The organism is Kribbella sp., from assembly GCF_035687465.1.
Taxonomy (GTDB): Bacteria; Actinomycetota; Actinomycetes; order Propionibacteriales; family Kribbellaceae; genus Kribbella.
In genome coordinates this window covers 1-17,689 of the sequence record NZ_DASRXP010000305.1, presented here as the reverse complement: position 1 = coordinate 17,689, position 17,689 = coordinate 1, and the positions used below count along the sequence as shown (strand labels likewise).

Annotated in this window: 16 protein-coding genes; 4 read left to right on the top strand and 12 right to left on the bottom strand. The window is 68.7% G+C overall.

Annotation, left to right across the window (positions count from 1 at the left end; all coding sequences use genetic code 11):
• The first annotated feature begins 576 nt into the window (after positions 1 to 576).
• Together trpS and VFG33_RS15375 are read left to right on the top strand one after the other, a co-directional pair.
• Positions 577 to 1,545, top strand: a complete 969-nt coding sequence (gene trpS, locus VFG33_RS15380; protein WP_325026898.1) for a tryptophan--tRNA ligase — start codon at positions 577 to 579, stop codon at positions 1,543 to 1,545.
• Positions 1,542 to 2,300 carry an endonuclease/exonuclease/phosphatase family protein gene (locus tag VFG33_RS15375; protein WP_325026895.1) on the top strand — a complete coding sequence of 253 codons (759 nt, stop codon included), beginning with the start codon at positions 1,542 to 1,544 and terminating at the stop codon, positions 2,298 to 2,300. Before trpS ends, VFG33_RS15375 begins: the two co-directional genes overlap by 4 nt.
• On the opposite strand, the gene VFG33_RS15370 is transcribed toward VFG33_RS15375, so the two are convergent.
• From VFG33_RS15370 to VFG33_RS15340, 7 genes are all read right to left on the bottom strand, one after another.
• Positions 2,301 to 3,203 carry a TIGR03560 family F420-dependent LLM class oxidoreductase gene (locus VFG33_RS15370; RefSeq protein ID WP_325026892.1) on the bottom strand — a complete coding sequence of 301 codons (903 nt, stop codon included), beginning with the start codon at positions 3,201 to 3,203 and terminating at the stop codon, positions 2,301 to 2,303. It lies immediately after the preceding gene.
• Positions 3,204 to 3,233: 30 nt separating this feature from the next.
• A complete protein-coding gene (locus VFG33_RS15365; RefSeq protein WP_325026890.1) occupies positions 3,234 to 5,603 on the bottom strand; it encodes a glycoside hydrolase family 65 protein in 2,370 nt (789 codons plus the stop codon).
• Positions 5,600 to 6,358: a beta-phosphoglucomutase family hydrolase gene (locus VFG33_RS15360; RefSeq protein WP_325026887.1), complete on the bottom strand. Its 759-nt coding sequence runs from the start codon at positions 6,356 to 6,358 to the stop codon at positions 5,600 to 5,602. The genes VFG33_RS15365 and VFG33_RS15360 overlap by 4 nt, the downstream gene beginning before the upstream one ends.
• A 61-nt stretch (positions 6,359 to 6,419) precedes the next feature.
• Entirely contained in the window at positions 6,420 to 7,001 is a 582-nt protein-coding gene (locus VFG33_RS15355) for a hypothetical protein (protein ID WP_325026885.1), read from the bottom strand.
• A 17-nt stretch (positions 7,002 to 7,018) separates the two neighbouring features.
• Entirely contained in the window at positions 7,019 to 7,828 is an 810-nt protein-coding gene (gene proC, locus VFG33_RS15350; protein WP_325026883.1) for a pyrroline-5-carboxylate reductase, read from the bottom strand.
• A gap of 225 nt (positions 7,829 to 8,053) precedes the next feature.
• The gene (locus VFG33_RS15345; protein ID WP_325026881.1) at positions 8,054 to 10,660 is read right to left on the bottom strand and encodes a tetratricopeptide repeat protein; all 2,607 of its coding nucleotides are present in this window, start codon (positions 10,658 to 10,660) and stop codon (positions 8,054 to 8,056) included.
• A gap of 69 nt (positions 10,661 to 10,729) precedes the next feature.
• Positions 10,730 to 11,659, bottom strand: a complete 930-nt coding sequence (locus tag VFG33_RS15340) for a proline dehydrogenase family protein (RefSeq protein ID WP_325026879.1) — start codon at positions 11,657 to 11,659, stop codon at positions 10,730 to 10,732.
• Between the two features lie 165 nt (positions 11,660 to 11,824).
• Between VFG33_RS15340 and VFG33_RS15335 the strand changes: the two genes are divergently transcribed.
• The gene (locus VFG33_RS15335) at positions 11,825 to 12,862 is read left to right on the top strand and encodes a DUF695 domain-containing protein (RefSeq protein WP_325026877.1); all 1,038 of its coding nucleotides are present in this window, start codon (positions 11,825 to 11,827) and stop codon (positions 12,860 to 12,862) included.
• On the opposite strand, the gene VFG33_RS15330 is transcribed toward VFG33_RS15335, so the two are convergent.
• Genes VFG33_RS15330 through VFG33_RS15310 form a run of 5 tightly spaced genes read right to left on the bottom strand, consistent with a single transcriptional unit; the run spans position 12,859 to position 16,832 of the window.
• Positions 12,859 to 13,596, bottom strand: coding sequence for an ABC transporter permease (locus VFG33_RS15330; protein ID WP_325026875.1), 738 nt, complete (start codon positions 13,594 to 13,596; stop codon positions 12,859 to 12,861). The two genes, VFG33_RS15335 and VFG33_RS15330, sit on opposite strands and share 4 nt — an antisense overlap.
• Positions 13,593 to 14,369, bottom strand: a complete 777-nt coding sequence (locus tag VFG33_RS15325) for an ABC transporter ATP-binding protein (RefSeq protein ID WP_325026873.1) — start codon at positions 14,367 to 14,369, stop codon at positions 13,593 to 13,595. Before VFG33_RS15325 ends, VFG33_RS15330 begins: the two co-directional genes overlap by 4 nt.
• A 48-nt stretch (positions 14,370 to 14,417) precedes the next feature.
• A complete protein-coding gene (locus VFG33_RS15320) occupies positions 14,418 to 15,014 on the bottom strand; it encodes a TetR/AcrR family transcriptional regulator (protein WP_325026871.1) in 597 nt (198 codons plus the stop codon).
• Positions 15,011 to 15,877, bottom strand: a complete 867-nt coding sequence (locus VFG33_RS15315) for a sugar phosphate isomerase/epimerase family protein (protein WP_325026868.1) — start codon at positions 15,875 to 15,877, stop codon at positions 15,011 to 15,013. Before VFG33_RS15315 ends, VFG33_RS15320 begins: the two co-directional genes overlap by 4 nt.
• A gap of 22 nt (positions 15,878 to 15,899) precedes the next feature.
• Positions 15,900 to 16,832: a Ppx/GppA family phosphatase gene (locus tag VFG33_RS15310; RefSeq protein WP_325026866.1), complete on the bottom strand. Its 933-nt coding sequence runs from the start codon at positions 16,830 to 16,832 to the stop codon at positions 15,900 to 15,902.
• Between the two features lie 81 nt (positions 16,833 to 16,913).
• Between VFG33_RS15310 and VFG33_RS15305 the strand changes: the two genes are divergently transcribed.
• A complete protein-coding gene (locus VFG33_RS15305) occupies positions 16,914 to 17,654 on the top strand; it encodes a DUF3109 family protein (protein ID WP_325026864.1) in 741 nt (246 codons plus the stop codon).
• The last annotated feature ends 35 nt before the right edge of the window (positions 17,655 to 17,689 follow it).

Below are 17,689 nucleotides of genomic sequence, written 5' to 3'. Positions count from 1 at the left end.
CGCGTAGCTGCGTCCTTCCCTGGTCGACGTGGTGGGTGTCAAGGGTCGAACTTGTTCGAGCCCGAAGGGCCGCGAAGCGCCCTTGACACCCACCACGTCGACTAGCACACTCCCGCAGCGGAGACCGCGCAACCACACTGCTAATGCGCAGGGCACAGCCACATCCCCGATGCGCCACGCGGAACCACATTGCCAATGCGTCGGCGCAACCACACTGCCAATGCGCAGGGCACATCCACATCCCCAATGCGCCACGCGGAACCACATTGCCAATGCGTCGGCGCAACCACATTGCCAATGCAGACGGCGCAACCACCCGTCGCCGCGGCACGTGGGTAGTCATTCACGCAGTTGCTGGCGGCAACTACTTGTGGGGTGACCGAGTACCCGATGTGGGTGAGGAGTGGCGTGGAGGGCTCGCCTATGCCTATCCTGGGCGAGTGAACACGATGAAGCTGCAGCAGTGGTGGGCCGCCTGAGGCGGATCCTCCTAGCGTTCACGCGCATCCAAGGCCGCCTTGCCGAGGCGGCCTTTTTCATGCCTTCGGTGAGGCCAGACTCCGAAGGAACAAGACCATGACCTCGCTTTCCGGCATCACCCCGTCCGGCCGTCTGACGCTGGGCAACCACCTCGGCGCGCTGCGCCGGTTCACCGATCCTGACGGGTTCTACTTCGTCGCGAACCTGCACGGGATGACGACCAAGCATGATCCCCGGCGGCTCGCCGCACTCACGCGGGAGACTGCCACGCTGATGCTCGCCGCCGGCCTTCCACCTGGCACGGTGTTCGTCCAGTCGGACGTTCCCGCGCACGCGCAGCTCGCCTACCTGCTCGAGTGCACCTCGTACGTCGGGGAGCTGTCCCGGATGATCCAGTACAAGGAGAAGGGCAACGGCAGACCCATGACCCGAGCCTCCCTGCTCACCTATCCCTGCCTGATGGCCGCCGACATCCTGCTCTACGGCACCGACCGCGTCCCGGTCGGCGGCGACCAGGACCAGCACGTCGAGCTGGCCCGGGATGTCGCGATCCGGTTCAACCGGGAGTACGGCGAGACGTTCGTCGTACCCGAGCTCCAGAAGGCGGCCCTGGCGATGCGGATCAAGGATCTCGCCAGCCCCACCACGAAGATGAGCAAGTCGGACACCGATGACGCCGTCGGCACGATCCGGTTGCTGGACCCGCCGGACGTGATCCGCCGGCAGGTGATGCGGGCGGTGACGGATTCCGACGGCGAGGTTCGCCACGACGAGGCGGCGAAGCCCGGGATCACCAATCTCCTGGAGATCCTGGCCGCCTGCACCGACGGAGACCCGGTCCGGATGGCGGACGCGTACTCGTCGTACGGGCAACTGAAGGAGGATGTCGCCGAGGCCGTGCTGAGTGTGATCGAGCCGCTGCAGAAGGAGTACGCCGTGCTGGCGGCCGATCCCGGGACGGTCGACGGGATCCTCGCGCAAGGGCGGGATCGGGCGATCGAGGCGAGCGCGCCGCGACTCCGGGCTGCGGTCCGGGCGATGGGTTTGGCAGGATCGCCTGTGTGAGTGTGCAACTGCGGGTGGCGACCTTCAACATCCGGAACTCCTCGGCGCCGGATGGTGACGACTCCTGGCCGGTACGGCGTGAGTCGACCGCGGCAGCCATCTTCGCCCTGGACGCGCACGTGGTCGGGTTGCAGGAGGTGCTGCCTGATCAGCTCGGCTTCCTGCGGGAGCGGTTCCCTCGCTGGGTGATCGCGGGCTGCGGCCGGGACGACGGGGTCCACGGGGGTGAGCATTCGGTGGTGATGGTCAGCCCTGGTGACTGGCAGGTCGAGGCGCACGAGACGCGCTGGTTGTCGGCCTCACCGTCGGAACCCGGGTCGGTCGGCTGGGACGCCGACCTGACCCGGATCGCGACGATCGTGCGGCTGCGGCATGCCGATGGGACGCAGGTGGGAGTCGTCAACACCCACTACGACCATGCGGGCGAGGTCGCGCGGGTGGAGTCCTCGCGCTTGCTGGCCGGGTGGACGGCAGCCGAGCCCGACCGGCCGTGGATTCTGCTGGGCGATCTGAACGCTGAGCCAGGATCCGCGCCGCTGAAGGCGCTGACCGACGCGGGCTGGATCGACGCGGTGCCGGCCTCGGAGGGCGGCACCGAACACGCCTTCACCGGCGCGAGAGATGGCGACCGCATTGATCACATCCTGATCAACAAGGAGTGGCAGGTGGTCGACGCGGCGGTCTCCTACTACCGCCCCGACGGCCGCCTGCCCAGCGACCACTGGCCCGTCGCCGCCACCCTCCGTCTGCCCTAGCTAGAGCTTGTTGAAGACTTCCTCGCGGAGCCGCTCCAGCGCGTCGAAGCGGCGGGCGCCGTCGCCCAGGTACATGTCCGGGACCAGCAGTTCGTCGATCCCGGCCTCCGGGTACTGCGCGATCGTGTCGAGCACGAACTCGGCCGAGCCCATGATCACCGGCCGCCCGGCTGCTACCAGCCGGTCACGGCGTTCGGTCGCCTCGGTGTCTCCGGGGACGACGATCTCGATCATCGCCTGGCTGGAGCGGCGGACCGTCGACGGATCCCGGCCGATCTTCGCGCAGTGCTCGGCGAACACCTTGCCCTTGTGCACCGCCACCTCCGGCAGCCCCCAGTGGTTCCATTCGTCCGCGTACTTCGCGACGATGCCAAGGGCAACCTTCTCCCCCGAGGCGCCGATCAGGATCGGCACGTTCCGCGGCTTCGGCTCCAGCGGCGCGTTGGTCAACTGGTAGAACTTGCCATCGAAGGTGGTCCGGTCCTGGGTGAACAACCCCTTGAAAACCTGGCACGCCTCCTCGAACCGCGCCAGCAATTCCCGCACCGGCGGCAGCTCGATGCCGTAGACCTGGTGTTCGTTGACCTGCCACCCGGCGCCGATGCCGAGCACGAACCGGCCGTTGCTCAGCTGGTCCAACGTGGCGGCCGCGTTCGCCACCACGGCGGGATGCCGGTAGGTGTTGCCCAGCACCATCGTGCCGATCCGCACCCGCTCGGTGCGCGCCGCGAGCCCTGCCACCACCGCGAGACATTCGTTGACGGGGACCGAGAGAGCGTCCCCGTTCGGCATGAAGTGATCGGCGATCCAGACGCCGTGCCACCCGGTGCGCTCGGCGTACTCCGCGCCTTCGAGGATCGACGGCCAGGTCCGGCCCGCTGACGGCCACAAGGAGAAGTCCATACAAACAAGCCTATGCCGCGAACCTGCGGGTCAGGTTAAGCGGTTGTTTCCGAGGGCCGACATCGGCTCGCGGCCCGGCGGCTGGGTCGGCGGCGGCAGCAGAGGCTTCGGCTTCACGACCTTCCGGGTCACCGGCTTGTCGCACGTCACTGTGACCTCCTCACCCATGTGCAGGAGGCTGAGGCTGGCGTCGGGCCCGTCGTGCACCGTGTAGGTGACCTCCTGCTGGTCGATCTCGACCCGCAGCCGCACTCCCCGCCAGCGGATCGAGAAGGCCAGGCCGGCCATGCCGTCCGGGAGCGCGGGCCTGAACGAGAGCGCGCCGTCGCGTTCCCGCAGTCCCCCGAAGCCGGCGACCAGCGCCGTCCAAGCGCCCGCCAGGGACGCCATGTGCAGCCCATCGCCTGTGTTCGAGTGCAGGTCGCGCAGGTCGATCAGCGCCGCCTCGTAGGCGTAGTCGAAGGCCAGGTCGAGATGACCGACCTCTGCCGCCGCCACCGCCTGCACGCAGGCGGACAGCGACGAGTCGCGCACCGTCAGCCGTTCGTAGTAGTCGAAGTTGCGGGCCTTCTCCTCCGCGGTGAACGCGTCACCACACCAGTAGGTCGCCAGCATCAGGTCGGCCTGCTTGATGACCTGCTTGCGGTACAGATCGAAGTACGGCGCGTGCAGCATCAACGGGTACTTGCCGCGGGACTTCTCGAAGTCCCACTCGGCGTAACCGGTGAAGCCTTCCGACTGCGGATGCACCTGGAGCTCTTCGTCGTACGGGATGTAGACGGCGGCAGCCGCGTCCCGCCAGGAGGCTTCCTCCTCGGTATCCACCTCCAGCAGGCGAGCCTTCACCGGATGGTTTGCCGCGACCTCGGCCGCGGAACGGAGGTTCCTCGCGGCCATCAGGTTGGTGAAGACGTTGTCGTCCGCCACCGCGCTGTACTCGTCCGGTCCGGTGACGCCCGACAGATGCCACTTCCCATGAAGGTCGTGGTGTCCCAGCGACATCCAGAGTCGAGCTGTCTCGACCAGCAGTTCGAGGCCGACCTCCTCGAGGAACTGGTCGTCGCCGGTGGCGCTGTGGTACCGCATCACGGCTTCGGCGATGTCTGCGTTGATGTGGAAGGCCGCAGTACCGGCCGGCCAGTAGGCCGAGCACTCCTGCCCGCGGATGGTGCGCCACGGGAACGCCGCGCCCTCGAAGCCGAGCGCGGAGGCTCGTTCCTTGGCCATCTCGATGGTCGAGAGACGCCAGCGCAGTGCGTCCGCGGCGGCGTCCGGCATCGTGTAGACGAGCACCGGCAGGACGAAACCCTCGGTGTCCCAGAAGGTGTGGCCGTCGTAGCCGGCACCGGTCAGGCCCTTGGAGGGAATCGCTCGCCGCTCGGCCCGGGCGCCTGCCTGCAGGACGTGGAACAGCGCGAACCGAACCGCCTGCTGCAGCTCGGGATGCCCTTCGACCTCGACATCCGCGGCATCCCAGAAGTCGTCCAGGAACGTGCGCTGCTGCTTGACCAGTCCCTCCCAGCCGGAGAACTGGGCGCTGGCGAGGGCGGCGGCGACCTGATCGCCGATGGCGTTCTCGGACCGCAGGCTGGACCAGCCGTAGGCGAGGTACTTCACCACTCGCAGGCTCTGGCCGGGCTGGAGCTCACAGATGACGGTGGTCCGGGCCCAGTCGTTGCGAGCGTCGACCTTGACCTCGCAGCGGCCGTCGAGCTCGACGTGGTGGACCATCCCCGCCGCCATCAGCTGTTCGCTTTTCCTGGTCCGGTGGATCAGTACGACGTCCTCTTTGCCGAGGTGATGCGACACCGGCTCGAGAGGTTGCTCCAGGACGGCCGCGACCCGCGGGTCGTCGGACAGGCGTGGCTGGGTCTCGTTCGCGACCAACTCCGACTGCAGGACGAACCGCGCCGGCTGGTCGACCGGCTCGACGACGTACTCGATCGCGGCGACGGCGCGCTGGGTCAGCGAGACGAGCCGGCGGGAGCGGACCTTGATCCGCTTGCCGCCCGGCGAGGTCCAGTCGGCGTCGCGCTGCATGATGCCGGTGCGGAAGTCGAGCGACCGCTCGTGCGAGTGCAGGTCGCCGTACCGGACGTCGAACGGCGAGTCGTCCACCAGCAGCCGGATCAGCTTGCCGTTGGTGACGTCGACCAGGGTCTGTCCTGATTCGGGATAGCCGTACCCGGCTTCGGCGTACGGAAGTGGGCGACGCTCGTAGAAGGAGTTCAGGTAGGTGCCGGGGATCGCGAACGGCTCGCCCTCGTCGAGGTTGCCGCGCAGGCCGATATGGCCGTTCGAGAGGGCGAAGAGCGACTCGGACTGGGCCAGTTTGTCCAGGTCCAGTTCGGTTTCCCGCAGCCGCCAGGGCTCGAGTGGGTGGTGCCCGCGGTCGATCATTTCCCCTCCCCAGCGGTGTCGTCGAGGAGTTGCGCGAGATCGGTCACCACGATGTCGGCGCCGTGCTCTTTGAGCTGCGCGGCCTGCCCGACCCGGTCGACGCCGACAACGATGCCGAAGGCACCGGCCCGACCAGCCTGTACTCCGGCCAGCGCGTCCTCGAAGACCGCGCAGACCGACGGGTCCACGCCCAGCCGCTTCGCCGCCGCCAGGAACGTGTCGGGCGCCGGCTTGCCGCGAAGATGCTCCTCCCGGATCGTCACCCCGTCCACCCGTTCCTCGATGTACTGCGCGAGTCCCGTCACCTCCAGGACCTCACGAGTGTTCGCACTGGAGGACACCACGGCGCGTCGCAGACCGGCCTTCTGCGCGGCCTGGAGATACGTGCGGGATCCCTCGAACACCCGGACGCCGGCGGTGCGGATCCGCCGCAGTACGGCCTCGTTCTTCCGGTTGCCGAGACCGTTGATCGTCATCGCGGCCGGCGGGTCGGCCGGGGTTCCCTCGGGGAGCTTGATGCCGCGGGAGGTCAGGAAGTCGCGCACTCCGTCGACGCGCGGTTTGCCGTCCACATAAGCGTTGTACTCCGCTCCTGCGTCGAACGGCACGAACTGTGCAGCGTGTTGCTCCGCGTATGTCCGGAGGAACTCGTCGAACATCTCTTTCCAGGCCGCCGCGTGCACCGCCGCGGTGTCCGTTAGTACGCCGTCCAAATCGAACAGGCAGACCCGTATCTTCGCGGGCAGTCCCAGCATCGTTCGCCTTCCAGATCGAGCACTGTTCCGGTGGGCGAGCGCTGGATCGAGCCTAGGGGGTCTAGACCAGATGCCAGCGCAGCAGGAACGCGCCGACCGACAAGACCAAGTAGACCAGTACCACCACAACGCCGATCCCCGGGTAGGGGCGGGAGCGGCGTACGGGCTCGTCGGTGGCATCGCGACGTGCGGCCTCGACCACGGCCGCGACGTACTGGGTCTGGTCCTTGGCGATGCCGTTGATCTCGTTCTCGTCCTTGCCGCTGGTCAGCACGACCGAGCCGTCGACGACCTCGACCTGGTCCACGTCCTGCCAGGCGAGACTGCGGACGAGCAGGCTGGTCCGCGCCTTCAACGCGGTCGCGGTGATCTCGACCCGGTAGAGGACCACGCCGCCCGCGACCCGGACGACGGAGGCGCCGATGGCGGTGAACAGCCCGACGGCCAGGAAGTCGCGGGCTCCCATCCACAACCAGGAGTTGAGCGCCGGTACGGCGAGGAACGGGAGCACGAACAGCGCCCAGGCCCACCAGGGCGCCGGGTCAAGCGGCACCCGCCACGGCAGCCCCGGCAACTGCGCAGCAGGCAACTCCCCAGCCGGACCCGCCCCGGCAGCTTCCGAGGTGCCCGAACGATTCTCCATGGACGGGACGATATCGGTTACTCGGCGGCGAGGGCACGGGAGCGGTTGCGAGCGGCTTCTATGGCGGACAAGAAGGCGGCCCGGACCTTGTGATCTTCAAGCTCCCGTACTGCGGCTGCGGTGGTTCCGCCCGGGGACGTGACTCGTTCGCGGAGGACGGTCGGGTGTTCACCGGTCTCGCGCAGGAGTTTCGCCGAGCCGAAGAGGGTCTGGACCACCAGGTCGGTGGATGTGGACCGTGGCAGGCCCATGTGGACGCCTGCTTCGATCATCGACTCGACCACGAAGAAGATGTAGGCCGGACCCGAGCCCGAGATCGCCGTGACCGCGTCCTGTTGCTTCTCCGGCACCCGGATCACCCGGCCGGTCGCGGCCAGCAGGCCCTCGGCCAGCACTAGGTGCCCCTCGTCGCAGTGCGCGCCGCGGGAGATCGCCGCCATCCCCTCGTCCACCAGGGCCGGGGTGTTCGGCATCACCCGGACGACGGCGACGCCATCGGGGAGCCGCGACTCTATGAAGCCAGTGGTGATACCAGCAGCCAGCGACACGATGGTCTGGGAGGACCGCACCGCAGGGGCGATCTCGGCCAGCAGGTCAGGCATGTCCTGCGGCTTGACCACCAGCACCAGGGTGTCCGCCTTCGCGGCCGCGTCCACATTCGTCACCACGTCCACGCCATACCGCTCGCGCAGCTCCTGGGCGCGCTCTTCCCGGCGCTCGGTGATCAGCAACTCCCCAGGCCGCCGCCCCGCTCGCAACAGCCCGGACAACAGGGTCTCCCCCATCACCCCGGCCCCGAGGATCGCCACCTGCCCGCCACTGGTCATGAGGTCAGGTTAGCTGCCCGGCCCGATCTGTCCTCGGGCTGATCGAATTCGATCGAAAACCGGGCCAGGACCCCGCGCGAGGTTGCAGGCTCGCACTATCCACTCGCTGGAAGGAGCCCCGGATGAAGTCACGACACCTGTTCGAACTGACCGGCAAGAGCTCGAAGACGATCGGCACCACCAGGACCGTCAACTACTGCAGGTTCGGAGGCTGATCGGTTTGGGTCAGCCCGCGGAGGTGGAAGTGGACTCGGGATGGGTGCCGGAGATTTCGGGCAGGAGCGCCTGGACTGCTCGGGCCTCGGGGCATCCGAGAGTGATGAAGATATCGAGAGCACGGCGGCGGAGCTGGTCGGCGCGGTCGTCGGCAGCGTTGGTGGCATGGATGGCGGCCAGGCCGACGCAGGCGCGGGCGAGCTCGTAGCGGTCGTCCAGCGCCTCGGCGTCGAGCAGCGCGGCCTGGTGCTGGGCGAAGGCGTCGTCCAGCCGCCCGGCCGCGACGAGGGCGGCGCCGTAGTCGTTGCGGACCTCGATAGTGAAGGGCCGATTGCCGATCTGCTCCGACAGCGTCAGCGCATCGCGGTGGAATCGCAGCGCCCAGTCGACCCGCCCATCGGCCAGATGCAGCCGGCCCAAACTGTTCAGCGCATCGGTCTGGCCGACCGGGAAGTCGAGCTGGGAGGACAGCTCCAGCGCAAGCTCGTAGTGCTGTCTGGCTTCGACCACCGCACCCGACAGCTCCGCCGCCGCTCCGACGTTGGCCAGGGCATAGGCCTCCTCGCAGGTACCGCCACCGAGCGACCGGGCGGCCTCCAGGCTGCGCCGGAAGTGCCGCAGAGCGATCTTGCTCCGGCCCAACCGCAGCTCGGCCCAACCCAGCCCGGCCAGCGTGATGCAGACCCGCGCGGGCATGTCCAGTTCCTCGAAGATCGCCAGTGCCTGCCGCTGGTACTCGATCGCGTCGGCATACTCGCCCAGCCGGAAGTGGCCCAGAGCAACATTGGTCAGGCCTCTGCCCTCGCCGAGGCGGTCGCCCTGGGCACGAGCCAGCTCGAGAGCCTGCAGGTAGCTGGCCCGGCCATCGGCATACCGGCCCAGTCGCCAGTAGATGCAGCCAAGGCTGTTGTAGGAGCGACCACGGCTGGCGTCCCCGACCGCACACCGGACAGCCGCGAGGTGCAGCGTCTCGGCCTCCTGGAAGTAGCCGGCGGTGTCGAAGTAGTAGTGCAGCATCAAGGACAGGTCAGTGGTGAACTGAGGCCTGCCGTGATCGGCGGCGAAGAGGGCGGTGGCGATCAGGTTGGCTCCCTCCGAGTCCAACCAGGATCGCGCTACGGCCTGCTCTGAGAAGGTGTCGGGAATTTCCGGATCGCACACTTCCGCCCACCGTGCAGTGTCGTGCGGTGCGTGAGCAGTTACGGCCGACGCGGTGGCAGTCCGGTAGTACCCGAACAGCCGGTCCATGGCAGCACCGCGGACAGAGGCGGGATCCTGGTCACGGCCTCGGTCGGACGCCAGCACCCGGATCAGGTCATGCAGCTCGTACCGCCCCGCCACCCGCTCCTGCAGCAAGTTGGCCCCGGCAAGTTCCGACAGTTGCCGGAAAGCCTCCTCCTGATCGACACCCGCCAGCGCGGCCGCGGCGGCCACGTCACAGTCCCTTCCCGGATGGAGCGCCAGCAGCCGCAGCATCATTTGGTTGCCCACAGCAAGCGATTCGTACGAGGACGACAAGGCGAGCATGACTCCGTCGTCGAGACGCAGCCGGAGGCGGTGCTCCGTCAACCGCTCGAGATGATCCGTCAGCGTCCAGGCCGGCGTCGAGGCGATCCGGCCGGCCAGCACGCCCAGGGCGAGCGGCAGGTGACCGGCCAGCGCAGCGATCTGCTCGGCCGTCGCCGGGTCGTTGTCCACCCTGGCTGCGCCGATCGACCGCCGCAGCAGGTCCAGGGATTCGGCCGGCGTGAACACGTCCAGCCGTAACCGTCGGCCACCGGCCAGACCGCTGAGCCGCCGCCTGCTGGTCACCACCGTGAAGCAGTCCGGCCCGTCGGGAAGCAGTGGGCTGACCTGGTCGCTGTCGGCCGCGTTGTCCAGCAGGACGACCATCTTCCGCCCCGCTGTCAGTTCCCGGAATGCGGCGGCCCGGCCGGCCAGATCCAGCGCGTGGATCCGACTGGCCGGCAGACCCAGGCGACGAAGGAAGCCGTCCAGCACCGCAGCCGGATCCGCCGGCGGTCGGTCAGGATCGTAACCGCGCAGGTTCACCGAGAGCTGCAAGTCGGCCCCGTGACCGCGACCGAGCAGCCCGTGCGCCAGCCGAACGGCCAGCCTGGTCTTACCCACTCCGGGCATGCCCTCGATCAGCAGCAAACCCTTGGCAGTACCGGCCTCGAAGGCCGCCATCGCCTCGGCCAGCTCACCGGCGCGACCAGTGAAGACACCCGCGTCGTCCTGCACGACATCCGCGACAGCGACCACCGACGCTTCCGCCGCGCGCCGCGTGACGACCTGGTGCGCCTGCCGCCACTCCGCGGCCAGGGCGTCGTCTTCCAGGAGCACTCGCGCGATGTCCACGACCAGCTCGGCATCCAGGCGACGACGGCCCGGCAGCAGGCAGCGGTAGACGGTGTTGAGCGCCGGCGACTCCGCGATCCCGCGCGCCTGGCGAGAACGGACCACCCGGCGGTGAATCTCCCGGTACGGCGCCCCGGACCAGACCTGCAACTGCCGGAGACGAGCGCTGAGCTCTTCGACAGTGGCTGCCCCGGCCGGACTCGGTGGCGCGGTCAGAGCTACCGGTCGCGACGATCTGGTCTGCTTGGCTGGCACGACGATCCCTCCCCGGCGGTGAGATGGTGCCAGAGTCTAGCCGTTCGAAACGGACAGACGGGGACTGCGCTATTTCTTGCTGATCAGGGATCTGGCGAAGAACTGGAGGTTGGCCGGGCGCTCCGCGAGGCGACGGACCAGGTAGCCGTACCAGTCGGCGCCGTACGGGATGTAGACGCGGACGGTGTGTCCCTCGCGGGCCAGCCGGAGCTGCTCCTCGGGGCGGATGCCGTAGAGCATCTGGTACTCGTACGAGCCGGGCTCCCGGTTGGCGCGCGCGGCGAGCGAGCCCGCGATCGCGATCAGCCGCGGGTCGTGCGACGCGATCATCGGGTAGCCGGCGCCGTTCATCAGGATCTTCATGGCCCGGACATAGGCCTTGTCCACAGCCTGCTTCTGCTGGAACGCGACCGACTCTGGCTCCTTGTACGCGCCCTTGCAGAGCCGCACCCGCGAGCCCGCGTGAGCCAGGTCGCGGCAGTCGCCCTCGGTCCGGCGGAGGTAGGCCTGCAGCACGGCACCGGTCTCGGGGAAGTCCTGCCGGAGCTCGCGCAGGATGCCGAGGGTGGAGTCCGTGGTGGTGTGGTCCTCCATGTCGAGCGTGACGGTGGTGCCGGCGTTGCGGGCGGCGTGGCAGATCGTCCGGGCGTTCTCCAGCGCGATCTTCTCGCCGTCGCCGGGCAGGGCCTGGCCGACCGCGGACAGCTTGACCGACACCTCGGCGTTGCTGGTCAGCCCGGCCGCCGAGAGCTGCTTGAGCACGTCGAGGTAGGCGTCGGCGGTCGCCGTCGCCGCGGCGAGGTCGGTGACATCCTCGCCGAGATGGTCCAGGGTGACGTTCAGGCCGTTGCTGACCAGCTTCTCGGTGGCCAGCACGGCCTCCGGGGTGGTCTCGCCGGCCACGAACCGCGCGACGATGCCACTGGACACCGGCAGGGCCGAGACGGCCTTCTTGATCTGGGGGCTGCGGGACACGCCCAGCAGAATTCGCCGAAGCACTTCGCGTTCCTCCTCGTTCCCACCCGGCCCCGTGTTTGCCAGTGGTCTCAGCAGGCTACGTCGCTGGACAGGGCCCTCCCTAATCGTGTGGCCGGGACCACACCAGTTGCCCCTCTGGTTCCTTGCCGGCGCCCGTTCTGGACCCCGAGGGGTGGAAGATGCGGCATGGCCCTGTTCAAGTGGCGCAAGGACGCCCGCAGTGGTGACCCGATCGGTGAGTTCTGGTCCTGGTGGACCGCCACCGGCGCGGCCAAGGTGGCTGACGCGATCGCGCGGCAGCAGCCGGAATCGACCACAGGCCTGCTGTCGGACCACGTCAGCCGACTGCCGGCCGCTCTCGACTGGGAGCTCGGCCCGGGATTACACGCCCAGCATGTGCTGGTGGTGACCGCGGCCGGTGACCCCACCGCCCGCGCGGTCGCCCGCCGCTGGCTTCGGTCCGCACCCCCTTCGGACGAGGTCTGGGAGTACACCGACATGCGGCGGCCCGCTCCCGACGTCACCATCCAGTTCGAGGGGATGCCACCGGTCGAGATCGGCGCCGGACTGGTCGCGATCGACCCGGACACCCGGGCGGCGGCGATCCACGTATCGGTGCATCACCCGGTCTTCCCCCAACTGCCGGACGAACTGCAGAAGCGGGTCACCTTCCTGCTGCTGGATCTGGTACTCGGTGAGGAATTGGTCGAGACGTGGATCGGCGCGATCGATACCGCGGTGGCCCGCCCGGCGGACGCAGTACCGATTGCCGAGTTGCTGCCTGCGGTGGCTGCGTTCGCAGCCGATCATGTCGCTGAGGACGGCGGGCCGAGTTGGCGTTTGATGGAGGGCGAGACAGCGAACGGGCATCGGCTGGTCGCGACGGCGATGGTCCCGCTCCGCTCGATCCAGCTGCCGCACCTGGACACGCATGTCGCCGTCTCCGTGCCCTATCGGGCCGCCCGCGAGGACGGCCTGCCGCTGGACGAGACGCTGACCGATCTGCGGGCCTTCGAGGACCATCTCACCAAGCGCCTCGGCGACTCCGGTCGGCTGCTCGCCCACGAGACGGCGGCCGGCGCACGCACGTTGCACTACTACGTCGACGGCAGTACTCCGGCCGCGGCGCAACTCGAGGCTGCGGTCAGGGGCTGGCAGGACGGCCCAGTCAGCGTCGAAGTCGCCCCCGACGCCGGCTGGGAAGGCGTCAACCACCTGAGTTAGGCGGTACGCCGCTTCAGGGTGGCCGCGCCGAGGACCAGTGCAGCCAGGATGAAGGCCGTGACGATCAGGGCATCACCGCCGGCGCCGCTTCCGAATCCGTTGCCTGTGGCAACCCCGCGGACCGCGTCGACGGCGTACGAGAGAGGCAGCACGTCGCTGACGGCATTCAGTACTCCGGGCAACTGGTCGCGTGGCACGAGCAATCCGCAGAGCAGGATCTGCGGGATCATCACGGCCGGCATCATCTGGACCGCCTGGAACTCCGTGGCAGCGAACGCGCTGGCGAACAGGCCGAGCGCAGTACCGAGGACTCCGTCCAGCACCGCGACCACCCCGAGCTGCCAGGCATCACCGCGGATGTCCAGGTCGAGCGCGTAGAGCGCGATCGATACAACCACGATCGCCTGGACCACGGCGATCAGTGCGAACGCCAATGCGTAGCCCAGCAGGAAGTCCAGCTTGCCCATCGGCAGCGTGAACAGCCGGGACAGGGTGCCGCTGGACCGTTCGCGCAGGGTCGCCACCGAGGTCACGATGAACATGATGATCGACGGGAACACCGCCAGCAGCGGGCCTCCGACCCGGTCGAAGGTGGCCGGCGAATCCGCGAACATCCACCACATCAGGCTGACCAGCAAGGCCGGCAGCACGATCAGCATCGCCACCGTCCGGTGGTCGCGGCGAAGCTGGGCAAGCACCCTGGCCGCCACCGCCCACGTCACTCGGGGAGTCATCGCGAACCTGCCTCTCGGTCAATCTGGGCCGGCCGGTCAATCTGGGCCGGCCGGTCAATCTGGGCGTTCCGGTCGATCAGGGTGAGGAAGGCCTGCTCGATGTCGTCGGTCCCGGCCTCGTCCAGCAGAGCTTTCGGGGTCTCGTCCGCGAGCAGGTCCCCGTCGCGCATCAGCAGCAGGCGGTCGCACCGGCTCGCTTCATCCATCACGTGACTGGACACGAGCAGGGTGGCGCCGCTGTCGGCGAGTTGGTGGAACAGCTCCCAGAGGTCGCGGCGGAGGACCGGGTCGAGACCGACCGTCGGCTCGTCGAGCACGAGCAGTTCGGGGTTGCCCAGCAGTGCGGCCGCGAGCGATGCGCGGGAGCGCTGGCCGCCGGACAGGCGATCCACCCGGGCGTCCGCATGGCTGCTGAGGTCGACCGCGTCGATCACCCGGTCGACGTCGGTCCTGTCGACGCCGAGCACTGCTGCGAAGAAGCGGAGGTTCTCGGAGACCGTCAGATCGCCGTACACGCTGGGCTCCTGGGTCACGTACCCGATCCGGCCGCGCAGCTTGGGTGCACCGGCAGGCAGACCGAGCACCTGCAGGTCGCCGGTGACCTTGGCCTGCAACCCGACGATCGCCCGGATCAGCGTCGTCTTGCCGCACCCGGAGGGGCCGAGCAGGCCCGTCACGGCCCCGGCCTCGAGATCGAAATCGATCCCGTGCAGGACCTCCCGCTCTCCCCGCACCACCTTCACCTCGCGGCCCGACACCGCCTTTTTCATCATGTGATGAATTTAGCTGATGAGGAGACGCTCTAGCAAGATCCGGCGAGATCAGGCGGTGAGGTGGTGCTGGAGGACGGGGGCGATCCGGTCGATGACCTCGGCCGGAGTGGCGCTCGCCAGCGGTTCGAGTTCGACCAGGTAGCGGGCCAGCGCCACGCCCAGCAACTGCGACGCGACCAGGGACACGCGGAGGCGGGCGTCGGGGACGCCAAGCACCTCCGACACGGGATCGATGATCATCTGACCCAGGCCTTCGCGGACCAGTCGGGAGACCTCTTCACTGGTGACCACACTGCGCACGAGGCCCTTCATCCGCTGCTGGCCGTCCGGTGACTCCCAGACGCCGAGGAAGACGGTGATGATGCGGCGGCCGAGCTCCTCCACCGGACCGTCCAGCACGGTCGCGGCGACCTGGCGAGGGTCGACCGGCAGTGACATCGACTCGACGAAGAGTTCGTCCTTGCTGTCGAAGTAGTGGTGAACCAGCGCGGCGTCGACCCCCGCCTCGCGCGCGATGCCGCGGATCGAAGTACCGAGGAATCCCTTGCCGGCAAAGGATTCTCGCGCCGCCCGGAGAATCTCACCCCGGGTGTCGGGACCGCCCGGGCGCCGCCCGGGCGCACGCCCCGCGGTACTGCCGCTCACGGGTCGAGCTCCGACACCTCACCGTCGCTGGTCACGGCGAAGGCCGAGCGGCGGGAGTGGACGACGTCGGCGCTGCGGACGAAGTGCTTGCGGGTGAAGTCGAGCGACTCGATCAGATCCACTTCGCGCTCGGACCTGCTGGACGCGCGACGGGTGTTGATCTCGATGATGATGTGACCGCGGAAGTCGTTGTTCGCCAGGCCGTTGAGCAGGTCGGCCGCGCGCTGGGTACCGCGGCCCGGCACCAGGTGCTCGTCCTTGGCCGAGCCCGTCCCGTCCGTCAGGTGCACGTGCTTCAGGGTGGCGCCCATCGTCGCGGCGAGCTCGACGCAGTCCTGCTCGGCGGTCGACGAGTGCGACAGGTCCAGCGTGGTGTGCGCGTAGCTCTGCTCGGTCGGGTCCCAGCTCGGCGCGTAGGCCTGCAGTCCCTTGCCCGGCGCCCGCCACGGGTACATGTTCTCGACCGCGAAGATGACCCCGGTCTCGTCCTCGAGCCGGGCGATCCCCTCGACGAAGCCGCGCGCGTAGTCCCGCTGCCAGCGGAACGGAGGATGCACGACAACGACGTCCGCGCCGAGGTCCTTCGCGGCCTCGGCACTGCGCTCGAGCTTGCCCCACGGGTCGGTTCCCCAGACCCGCTGGGTGATCAGCAGGCAGGGAGCGTGGATCGCCAGGACCGGCAACTGGTGGTAGTCGATCAGCCGCTTCACCGCGTCGATCTGGGTACTCAGCGGGTCGATGCCCACCATCACCTCGACCCCGTCGTAGCCGAGCCGGGCAGACAGTTCGAACGCGCTCGCGGTCGACTCCGGGTAGACGGAGGCAGTGGACAGGCCGATCTTCGCGGCCGTGCGGGTGGTCATCGGTAGCAGCCTTCGCGGGGTTTCATCGGGGTTGCAGCTGGTCCAGACGGGACAGGATGACGCCTTCCCGCAGTGCCCACGGACAAACCTCTAGCGAGGCCAGGTCGAACAGGTCCATCACCGCGTCCGCGACCAGGGCGCCGGCGACCAGCTGGGAGGAGCGTCCCTGCGAGACCCCCGGCAGGTCGGCGCGTTCGCCCGCTGTCATCTTGGTCAGCTTCGGCACCCAGTCGCCCAGGGATTCCCGGGTCAGCGCGCGCGGTACATACGGGCCCTCGTCGGAGGGAGCGGCTCCGCAGATCCGCGCGAGCGACCGGAAGGTCTTGCTGGTGGCAACGGCCCGCTGCGGACGGCCGGCCCGCAGTACGTCGCCGGCGACCGCGGCCATCTCGACCCGGATCCGCCGCCGCAGCGCCTTCACCTCGTCCTTGTCCGGTGGATCCGCGGTCAGCGACTCGCGGGTCAGGCGGCCGGCGCCGAGCGGCACCGACACCGCGACGGTCGGCTCCTCGTCGGACCCGGCCGCGATCTCCAGCGAACCACCGCCGATGTCGAACACCGCGAGCCGGCCGGACGACCAGCCGAACCAGCGCCGGACTGCGAGGAAGGTCAGCCGCGCCTCGTCCTGACCGGTGAGCACGTTCAGGTCGACCCCGGTCTCGGTCCGGACGCGCTCCAGCACCTTCTCGCCGTTCGGGGCCTCCCGCAACGCGGAGGTGGCGAACGCCAGGACGGACTCGCAGCCCTTGTCCTCGGCCAACTCGGCCGCCTCGGCGACGAACGAGACCAGCTCGTCGGCTCCCGCCTTGGCGATGTTGCCGTCCTTCTCGAGGTGCTCGGCGAGCCTCAGTTCGGTCTTGTGCGAGTACGCCGGGAGCGGTGCGGCACCACGATGTGCGTCCACCACGAGCAGGTGGACGGTGTTGGATCCCACGTCGAGTACGCCGAGCCGCATACCCTCACGCTACTGGACACCCGGACTGCCCCGGTCCTGGCGGTGGCGGTCTTCCCTGGGATTTGAGCGTAGGCTTTCCGGGTGCCTGAGGTTTCTCTCGATTTCCCCCGCGCCTTTGCCGAGTTCGTCGATCCGGATGACGCCGACCAGGTCTTCCGCTGCGACCTGACCTGGCTGACGTCCAACTGGACCTGCATCTTCGGCGGTGGTTGCCGCGGCATCTACAAGGGTCGTCCGAACGACGGCTGCTGCACGCTCGGTGCCCATTTCTCCGACGCCGACGACGAGGAGCGGGTCAAGGGCTACGTGAAGCAGCTGACCAAGGACGACTGGGAGTTCCGCAAGGAGGGCAAGAAGAACGGCTGGGTCGAGACCGACGACGAGGGCGACCGCAAGACCCGCGTCTGGGACGGCGCCTGCATCTTCCTGAACCGCCCGGGGTTCTCTGGTGGCGCCGGCTGCGCGCTGCACGGGCTGGCGCTGAAGCAGGGCGTGCACTTCGTCGAGACCAAGCCGGACGTCTGCTGGCAACTCCCGATCCGCCGCACCTTCCGCGAGGTCGAGCGCCCGGACGGTACGTCGTACACGGAGGTCGGGATCGGGGAGTACGACCGGCGCGGCTGGGGTCCGGGCGGGCATGATCTGGACTGGTACTGCACCGGGAACACTGAGGCGCACATCGGCGTCGAGGCGGTCTTCGAGTCGAGCAAGGTCGAGCTCCAGACCCTGATGGGCCTGAAGGCCTACGACATCCTCGCGGACCTCTGCCGCCAGCGCCTCGAAGCCGCCAAGCCGCTACTCCCCCACCCCGCTTCGAAGTAGCTCGTCGTTGGCGACCAGCCAGCCGAGCGCGTCCA